The 7,131-nt window shown below is 72.9% G+C and carries 5 protein-coding genes and 1 pseudogene; 3 read left to right on the top strand and 3 right to left on the bottom strand.

What is annotated here, in order from left to right:
* Positions 1-409: DUF4232 domain-containing protein (locus tag EAO70_RS38690; protein ID WP_261992579.1), on the bottom strand; the 409-nt coding region annotated here is incomplete at its 3' end.
* Positions 410-485: 76 nt separating this feature from the next.
* Here EAO70_RS38690 and EAO70_RS38685 point away from each other — a divergent pair.
* A pseudogene (locus EAO70_RS38685) lies at positions 486-896 on the top strand (DUF4232 domain-containing protein); the annotation flags it as partial.
* Between the two features lie 144 nt (positions 897-1,040).
* Here the strand turns inward: EAO70_RS38685 and EAO70_RS01035 are convergent.
* The gene (locus EAO70_RS01035; RefSeq protein ID WP_148001147.1) at positions 1,041-2,177 is read right to left on the bottom strand and encodes a threonine synthase; all 1,137 of its coding nucleotides are present in this window, start codon (positions 2,175-2,177) and stop codon (positions 1,041-1,043) included.
* 175 nt (positions 2,178-2,352) lie between these two features.
* On the opposite strand from EAO70_RS01035, the gene EAO70_RS01030 reads away from it, so the two are divergent.
* Together EAO70_RS01030 and EAO70_RS01025 are read left to right on the top strand one after the other, a co-directional pair.
* On the top strand, positions 2,353-3,927 hold the full coding sequence (locus EAO70_RS01030) for a S8 family peptidase (protein WP_148001146.1): 1,575 nt from the start codon (positions 2,353-2,355) through the stop codon (positions 3,925-3,927).
* A gap of 254 nt (positions 3,928-4,181) precedes the next feature.
* Positions 4,182-5,378, top strand: coding sequence for a DUF4190 domain-containing protein (locus EAO70_RS01025; RefSeq protein WP_148001145.1), 1,197 nt, complete (start codon positions 4,182-4,184; stop codon positions 5,376-5,378).
* Positions 5,379-5,681: 303 nt separating this feature from the next.
* Here EAO70_RS01025 and EAO70_RS01020 read toward each other — a convergent pair whose 3' ends face one another.
* Positions 5,682-7,019: a glycoside hydrolase family 18 protein gene (locus EAO70_RS01020; protein WP_148001144.1), complete on the bottom strand. Its 1,338-nt coding sequence runs from the start codon at positions 7,017-7,019 to the stop codon at positions 5,682-5,684.
* Positions 7,020-7,131: the final 112 nt, after the last annotated feature.

Below are 7,131 nucleotides of genomic sequence, written 5' to 3'. Positions count from 1 at the left end.
CGGGCCGCAGCACGACCGGGGCGGCCGGCCGGCTCTTCGCTACGGCCGGGACGTCCTTGGCCGTCTGGATCGGGCCGAAGGCGATCAGCGGGTACTGGAGCAGGGTGCAGGCGCTGCCGGAGGTGTTGGTGGCGGTGAGGACGATGTGCTCGGTCGGGACCTCGTCGGCCTTCGCCGCCGTGATCTTGACGTCGGTGTAGGCGCAGGCGGGCGCCGCCGGGCAGGGGACGGGCGAGGCCGGGCAGGGGGCGGGGGAGGCCGGGGGCACCGCCGACCAGACCGCCGCGAAGAGCGGCTCGGGGTCGGCCGGCGCCTCGACGACGGCCGGCGGCACCTCCGGCGGCACGTCCGGCGGCTCCTCCGACGGCGGTACGAAGGGCTCCTCGGCCGGATCCACGGCCGGGGCCACGGGCTCCGCCGGGTCGTCGAAGGGCGCCTCGGGCAGGGGTACGGCCTCCGGCGCGGCGCCCGCCTGCGCCTACACCGACGTCAAGATCACGGCGGCGAAGGCCGACGAGGTCCCGACCGAGCACATCGTCCTCACCGCCACCAACACCTCCGGCAGCGCCTGCACCCTGCTCCAGTACCCGCTGATCGCCTTCGGCCCGATCCAGACGGCCAAGGACGTCCCGGCCGTAGCGAAGAGCCGGCCGGCCGCCCCGGTCGTGCTGCGGCCCGGCGCGCCCGCGTACGCCAACGTGCGGGTCTCGCTCGGCGGCACCCATGAGGACAACAAGGTCGTGCGGAGCTTCAACGTGAACCTGTTCGCGGCCGACGGACCGGCCGAGGGCAGCATCGTCGTCAAGGCCCCGGCGGGCGGCCTGGCCGTCGCCGAGGCCGCCGCGAAGACGGGCTACTGGACGCCGGAGCTGCGCAACGGCGCCGACGAGTTCTGAGCCCGGCGGCCGGAGCGATGGCTGCGTAGCCGCGTCGACGAGTTCAGAGCCCGGCCGCCGGAGCCGTAGCCGCGTCACCGCGTCGACGAGTTCAGAGCCCGGCCGCGGGTGCCGTGGCTTCGCACCCGCGCCGACGGCCACCGGTCACCGCGCCAAGCCCGTCTTCGCGCCCGCCCCGCACAGCGGCACCACCGTGAGGCCGGGGCGGGGCGCTGCGGCCCGTACCGCCGCCCAGCAGGCCACTCCGGTGGACTCCACGAACAGGCCACGCCCGGCCAGTTCCCGCTGTGCCGTGCGGATCTGGTCCTCCGTCACCGTCAGGAACGTGCCGCCCGTCGCCCGGACCGCCCGCAGGATCTGGTGGGCGCGGGGTGGTGCGGGGATCGCGATGCCCTCGGCGAGGGTGGGGCGCGCGGGGACCGGTCCGAGCAGGTCGTCCGCGCCCGCGTGGAAGGCCGTGGCCAGCGGGGAGACGGCCTCGGCCTGGACGGCGACGAGGGCCGGGCGGTGGTCGGTGAGGCCGTGGCGGTGCAGCTCGTCGAGCGCGAGGGCGGCCCCGAGCAGCAGGGTGCCGTTGCCGACGGGGACGACGATCGTGTCCGGGAGCCGGCCGCCGAGTTCCTCCCACAGCTCGTAGACGTAGGTCTTGGTGCCGTGCAGGAAGTACGGGTTGTGGACGTGCGAGGCGTAGAAGGTGCCGGGTTCGTCGGCGGCCGCCCGCGCGGCCCGGGCCGTGGCCTCGCGGTCGCCGGGCACCTCGACGACCTCGGCGCCGTGCGCCCGGATCTGCTCCAGCTTCTTGGCGGAGGTGCCCTCGGGGACGTACACGAGGGCGTCGAGGCCGGCCCGTGCGGTGTAGGCGGCGATCGCCGTGCCCGCGTTCCCGCTGCTGTCGGCGACGATCCGGCGGAGGGTGCCGTTCCGGGTGAGGCGGAGGGCGTGGGCGGCGAGCATCACCGCGCCGCGGTCCTTGAAGGACAGGGTCGGCATCAGGAAGTCGAGTTTGGCGGAAACCGATCCCTCGGCCCCGTCGACCAGGGGGACGAGCGGGGTCCGGCCCTCCCCGAGCGTCACCTCCGGCGCGTACGGCATCGGCGGCAGCGCCTCCTCGTAACGCCACAATGAATTTCGTCGTGACGCGAGTGACGGGAGGGAAACCGGCCCGCCGGTGAACTCCAGATCCCACGGGCCACGGCACTTCGGACAACACCAGGTGAGGGCGTCGGCGGGCGAGTCGACACGGCAGCGCGGGCAGCGGTACGAGGTCATGGCGATCAGCATGTCAGCCGTGTGGCGCGGGTGTTGCGGCCTGTCGACGGCTCTTGTGAGATTCCTATGGATCAGTCAACCTTTCGCTCGGCAGCCGGATGTACCGGGCGGTGTGGAGCCACATTGCTTTGTCATGTCCCTGCTGATCCCCCACAGCGACGCACCACCAATGAGGAGGACCCCTCACATGTCAGTGATGCGTGAATCACGGCGTCGAATCGCCACCGCCGCGGCCGTCGCCGTCGCCGCCCTCACCGTCGGCACCCTCTCCGCCCTCCCGGCCACCGCCGTGCCGGCCGCCCCCGAGGGCGTCATCGAGAACGCCGGAGCCGAAGGCACGATCGCGGGCAGCTACATCGTCACCCTGGAGGAGTCGGCGCAGGCCGAGACCGCCGAGGGCCGCGCGGTCGCCGCCGAGTACGGCGCGAAGATCAAGAAGACGTACACCGCCGCGCTCAACGGCTTCAACGTCGAGCTCTCCGAGGCGCAGGCGAAGAAGCTCGCGGCCGACCCCGCCGTGAAGTCCGTGGTCCAGAACCGCGTCTTCAAGATCACCGCCACCCAGCCCTCCCCGCCGTCCTGGGGCCTGGACCGGATCGACCAGCGGGCCCTCCCGCTGAACCAGAGCTACACCTACCCGGACACCGCCGGACAGGGCGTCACCGCGTACATCATCGACACCGGTGTGCGGATCTCCCACAGCGACTTCGGCGGCCGCGCCTTCAACGGGTACGACGCCGTCGACAACGACAACGTCGCCCAGGACGGCAACGGCCACGGCACCCACGTCGCCGGGACCGTCGCGGGCACCGCCCACGGCGTCGCCAAGAAGGCGAAGATCGTCGGCGTCCGCGTGCTCGACAACAACGGCTCCGGCACCACCGCCGGTGTCGTCGCGGGCATCGACTGGGTGACCCGGAACGCCGTCAAGCCGGCCGTCGCCAACATGAGCCTCGGCGGAGGCGTGGACTCCACGCTCGACACGGCCGTCCGCAACTCGATCGCGTCCGGCGTCACGTACGCCGTCGCCGCGGGCAACAGCAACGCCAACGCCTCGAACTACTCCCCGGCCCGGGTGACCGAGGCGCTCACGGTCGGCTCCACGACCAACACCGACGCGCGCTCCAGCTTCTCGAACTACGGCACCGTCCTGGACCTCTTCGCCCCGGGCTCGAACATCACCTCGGCGTGGAACACCGGCGACTCCGCCACCAACACGATCTCCGGTACGTCGATGGCGTCCCCGCACGTCGCCGGCGCGGCAGCGCTCTACCTCGGGGACAACCCGACGGCCACCCCGGCCCAGGTGGGCACCGCCCTGGTGAACGCCGCCACGCCGAACGTCGTCACCAACCCGGGCACCGGCTCCCCGAACCGCCTGCTGTACGTCGGTGGCGGCGGCACCACCCCGCCCCCCGGCAAGAAGTTCGAGAACACCGCGGACTACGCCATCGCCGACAACGCGACCGTCGAGTCCCCGGTCACCGTCAGCGGCGTCACCGGCAACGCCCCCGCCGCCCTCCAGGTCCCGGTGAACATCGTCCACACCTACATCGGTGACCTCCAGGTCCAGTTGATCGCCCCCGACGGCTCGGCGTACACGCTGAAGGCGTTCGGCACCGGCGGCAGCTCGGACAACATCAACACCACGTACACGGTGAACGCCTCCTCGGAGGTCGCCAACGGCACGTGGAAGCTCCGGGTCACGGACAACGCGAGCGCCGACACCGGCAAGATCGACGCCTGGGGTCTCCAGTTCTGACCCCGGCTCCGTCGGACTGTGCCGAGCGAGGTGCGTGACGAGTGAGGTGAGGGGGCGGTCGCCCGCAGGCGGCCGCCCCTTCGCCATGCGCGCGCGTGGACGCCGTGCGCGAGCGTCGTCGCCGTCGCCGTCGCCGGGGAGAGAGAGGCAGCGCCGGAGTCGTCCCCCGCACGCGACGGCCTCCAGTCGGCCGCGTACGATGCGCGACCGATCATTTGTTCGCGTCGTTCGCCCCGAACAGGAGCACCGTACCCGTGGAGCCGACCCCGCCGACCCCACCGCCGCCGCCCCCGCACGGCGGCCCGCAGCAGGGGAGTTGGCCCGCGCCGGGGCCGTACACCTCGCCGGGGATGCCGTACGCGGCTGGGCCCCACACCGGGACGCCCGGCGTGCCCGGCCCGCCCGGCACCGTGCCGTACGGCATGCCGCCCCGGCGCACCACCAACGGGCTCGCGGTCGCCTCCCTCGTCTCCGGCGTCGTCTGCTGCCTGCCACCGCTGGGGCTCGTCCTCGGGCTCGTCGCCCTGCCCCGGATCAGGAAGCGGGACCAGGCCGGCAAGGGGCTCGCGGTCGCGGGCATCGTCCTCTCCGCCCTCAGCTCGCTGCTGCTCGTGGTCGGCATCGCCACCGGCGGCCTCAGCACCTTCTGGGGCGGCTTCAAGGAGGGTGTGGAGGAGGCGTCCCGCTCGAAGTCGGCGTTCTCGCTGCGGACCGGGCAGTGCTTCACTCCGGACGGCAGGCTGGACGAGTACGCGACGGACGTCACGGTCGTCGACTGCGCCCGCCCGCACATCGGCGAGGTCACCGGCGGCTTCAAGGTGACCGGCTTCCGCACCTGGCCCGGCGAGGACGCGATCGACGCGATCGCGCAGAAGCGCTGCGAGACGGTCAACGGCGGTTACGCCCTGGACACCTGGGCCGTCCCCAAGGACGTCTGGCTCTACTACTACCTGCCGAGCGCCCAGAGCTGGCGACTCGGCGACCGTACGGTGACCTGCGTGTTCGCCGGAGAGAAGAAGCCGTTCAGCGGCTCCGTGCGCTCCGACGCGAGCACCCTGGACGACCATCAGGTGGCCTTCCTGAAGGCCGTCAACCCGATCGAGACGGTGTCCTACCGGGAGCCCGACGAGGACGCGGACGAGGACTTCGCCGCCAACAAGGCGTGGGCCTCGGAGCTGCTGGCGACGATCGAGACGGCGCGCGCGGGGCTGGAACGGCGCGCCTGGCCCGCCGGCGCGGTGCCCTCCGTCGTGGCCCTCCGGAAGGAGCTGGGAGCGGCGTCGAAGGAGTGGCTCACACTGGCGACGGCGGCCGACGCGGAGGCCTACTGGGAGGCGTACGACCCGGCGTGGGAGTCGCTGCCCGAGGACCTGGGAGCGGACGCGCGGACGGCACTCGACCTGACCGGCACGCCCCCGGTGGACGGGGCGGGCGAGGGCTCCTCCGTCTGACGCCCGCCCGCGGTGGGGTGGGGCTGAGTGGCCTACGCGGGCGCACGCGCGCGCGTGATGGGAAACGGGGCCGGACCTCCTTCGGGAGGTCCGGCCCCGTCGTGTGCGGACCGGGCGGGGTCCGGAGAGCGGCGGCCCGTGACCGACCGCCGCCGCCGGTCCGCCGCGAGCGGCGGGGCCGGTCCGCGGCCAAGGGGGCCCGGCCGTCGCCGTACGACGGCCGGGCGGGTCGGCGCCGGATCAGCGCCGAAGCGCCGGATCAGCGCCGGATCAGCGCCGGATCAGCGCCGGATCAGCGCCGGATCAGCGCCGGTTCAGGCCCCGGTCGATGGCGGTGATCAGCTCCCCGTCGGGGGTGTCCCCGTCGAGGGACCAGATCATGGCGCCGCCGAGCCCGTTGTGCCGCACGTAGGACGCCTTGGTGCGGAGCACCGTCGGGTCGTCGTACGTCCACAGGTTGGTGCCGTCGAAGAGCCAGGCGTGGCCGTTCCGGTAGTCGCGGTGGAGCTTGTACGTCCCCGACGCGGCCAGCTTCTTGAGGTGCTTGTAGTCCTCGGAGCCCGCCACCCAGGTCGCGGGGGCGGGGCCGGTCGCCGGCTGTCCGAGGCCGTCGCCGCCGCCGGTGACGCCGGTCCAGCCCTGGCCGTAGAACGGCATGCCGACCACGAGCTTGTGGGCCGGGGCGCCGCGGCGCAGCCAGGCCTTGACCGTCTGGTCGACGCTGAAGTCGTTCTTCGCGAAGAGCGCGGACTGCTGGGCGGTGGTCTTCTCGCCGGAGACGTGGAAGTCGTAGCCCTGGAGGTTCACGAAGTCGAAGTCCCGCATGATCCTGGAGACCTCGAAGCCCGCGTCGATCTTGGCGGGTGCGGTGGGCACGTACGCGCTGAGCTCGTAGTGCTTGCGCTGGGCCTTCGGCAGCGAGCGGCCGTAGGCGTCCAGCTGGGTGCGGAACTCCCGTACCAGCTTGGTGAAGTTGGGCTTGTCCTCGGGGCGGATCACGTTCCCGGGGGCGCCCTCAGAGCCGGGCCATTCCCAGTCGAGGTCCACGCCGTCGAAGACCCCGGCGGCGGCTCCCGCGCCGCCGCGTGCGCCGTCGACGGGCAGGTTGCCCTTGATGTACGTGTCCACGCAGGAGGCGACCAGGGCCTTGCGGCCGGCGTCGGTGCGCACCGCGTCGGAGAAGTGCGCGGAGCCGGTCCAGCCGCCGAGCGAGATCATGACCTTGAGGCCGGGGTTCGCGGCCTTCAGCTCGCGCAGCTCGTTGAAGTTGCCGGCCAGCCGCTGGTCCGCGGTGTCGCCGACGCCGTCCACGGAGGAGGCGGCGTCGACCGGGCGCACGTAGTCGGCCCACGGGTCGGAGCCCGGGGCGTTGCCCATGAGGCACTTGCCGTCCGCGCCGATCACGCCGAAGGCGTAGTTGATGTGGGTGAGCTTGGCGGCGGTGCCGCTCGTCTTCAGGTCCTTGACCTGGAAGTTCCGTCCGTAGATGCCCCATTGGGTGAAGTAGCCGATCCGCTTCAGCTCGGGCTTGTGCCCGGACGGCTGGTGCGCGTCGGCGGTGGGGGCCAGGGAGGCGAGGAGACCGAGGGTGGCCGCGGCGGCCGCACCGAAGGTCAGCTTGGTCATGGCTCTGGGACGCATGGGCTCGTTCCTGTGCGAGGCGGGATGGCGCGTGCGGTGGAGCGTGCGGGACGGCGCGGACGGCAGGGGGCGTGCGCGCCGCGGAGCGTGCGTGTGGAGCAGGTGTGCTGGC

Origin of the sequence: Streptomyces sp. adm13(2018) (assembly GCF_008042145.1) — a bacterium.
GTDB lineage: Bacteria > Actinomycetota > Actinomycetes > Streptomycetales > Streptomycetaceae > Streptomyces.
The sequence above is the reverse complement of the archived record's forward strand: the minus strand, read 5'-3'. Positions and strand labels throughout refer to the sequence as shown.

Coding starts and splice junctions, on each gene's coding strand:
- EAO70_RS01035 (WP_148001147.1), bottom strand. CDS start 2,177: ATGCTGATCGCCATGACCTCGTACCGCTGCCCGCGCTGCCGTGTCGAC.
- EAO70_RS01030 (WP_148001146.1), top strand. CDS start 2,353: ATGTCAGTGATGCGTGAATCACGGCGTCGAATCGCCACCGCCGCGGCC.
- EAO70_RS01020 (WP_148001144.1), bottom strand. CDS start 7,019: ATGCGTCCCAGAGCCATGACCAAGCTGACCTTCGGTGCGGCCGCCGCG.